At 39.6% G+C, this 1,642-nt stretch carries 1 protein-coding gene; it reads left to right on the forward strand.

Annotated elements, in window-relative coordinates:
- Positions 1 to 94: 94 nt before the first annotated feature.
- Positions 95 to 1,525 carry an IS4 family transposase gene (locus JOC94_RS22630; RefSeq protein ID WP_026585316.1) on the forward strand — a complete coding sequence of 477 codons (1,431 nt, stop codon included), beginning with the start codon at positions 95 to 97 and terminating at the stop codon, positions 1,523 to 1,525.
- The last annotated feature ends 117 nt before the right edge of the window (positions 1,526 to 1,642 follow it).

Consider the following 1,642-nt stretch of genomic DNA (forward strand, 5'->3'; position numbering starts at 1 on the left):
CACATGCCCATCAAGCGAAGTTAAAATCATACCCTCAAAATGAAAAAACGCTATGCTTATCGTAAGAAGTTTACGAGAAAGGATGGCGTTTTTGATGAATCCTATCATTTCAAATGAACTGAATCTTTTTGCACAAGAACTACAATACTTTTTATCTCCAGTAGTCTTACAAGATATCGCCAAACAAGTTGGCTTTGTACAGCGATCTAGTAAGTATCAAGCAAACGAACTCATTGCCCTTTGCGTATGGCTTAGTCAAGAAATCGCTAGCACATCACTTACACAATTGTGCAGTCAGTTAGAAGCTTCCACTGGGGTACTGATGAGCTCAGAAGGACTGAATCAACGCTTTAATCCAGCAGCTGTCGCATTTCTTCGAGAAGTCTTTACTTCTCTTCTCACACAAAAACTCTGTTCAAATCAATCGCTTTCTGTACACATGATCTCTACTTTCAATCGTATCCGTATTTTAGATGCGACAGTGTTTCAACTGCCTGATCATTTCGCCACTGACTATCAAGGTTCAGGTGGGAGTAGTAATACGGCAGGCGTGAAAATCCAATTGGAATATGATTTACTTAGTGGTCAATTTCTTAACGTGCAGCTTGGACCAGGAAAAAATAATGATAAAACATACGGTACCATCTGCCTTGAAACCGTAGAGGCGGGCGATTTGTGTTTGCGTGATCTTGGTTACTTCGATTTAGGAGACTTACAAGCCATTCATGATAAAGAGGCTTACTATATCTCGCGGTTGAAGCTGAATACACGCATTTATACCAAGAACCCTGAGCCAGAATACTTCAACAATGGCACGTTAAAAAAGCAAACAGAATACATCCAGCTTGATATGACACAAATGATGTCTGGTCTAACCCCTGGTGAAACGATGGAAATCCCCGAGGCATACATTGGCCAAAATCAGAAGCTTCCAGCACGTGTCATTATCCATCGTTTAACCGATGATCAAACGCAAACACGCCTGAAAAACCAAGCGATACGTGAAAAGAAGAAAGGCATTGTCATGAAGGATAAAAGTAAACGTTTAATGGGCATGAATGTATATATCACGAACACGTCGCTAGAAGAAGTACTGACGAATTACGTCCATTCATTGTATTCACTTCGTTGGCAGATTGAGATTTTGTTTAAAACGTGGAAGTCATTCTTTGAAATTGATGAATGTAAAAATATTAAAAGAGAACGCCTAGAGTGCCATTTATATGGACAACTCATTGGCATTCTCCTCTGTTCTTCTACGATGTTTCAAATGCGACAGCTTCTGCTTGAAAAGAAAAAGCAGGAGCTGAGTGAATACAAAGCGATTTATATGATTAAAGATTACTTTCCGTTACTGTTTCAAGCGATAGCAGTTGGCACAGAAGAACTTATGAAAATTCTGCATCGCCTTTATCAGCTGCTAAAAAAGAACGGTCGTAAATGTCATCGGTATAAGAAGATGACCGTCTTTGATATTCTAGGGGTTGTGTATGAAACGACGGTGAAGCATAGACAAGCTGCCTAGCGAAAAAATCGCGTTTTAATAGGCTTCTTTGGCATGCCTACTTTTCCATCACTCGCTAGTTTTAAAACAAGGATCATTTCGTATCTAGTAATTTACTTTGTTAGCTTGATGGGCATG

It is taken from the genome of Siminovitchia thermophila, assembly GCF_016909185.1.
GTDB lineage: Bacteria > Bacillota > Bacilli > Bacillales > Bacillaceae_C > Siminovitchia > Siminovitchia thermophila.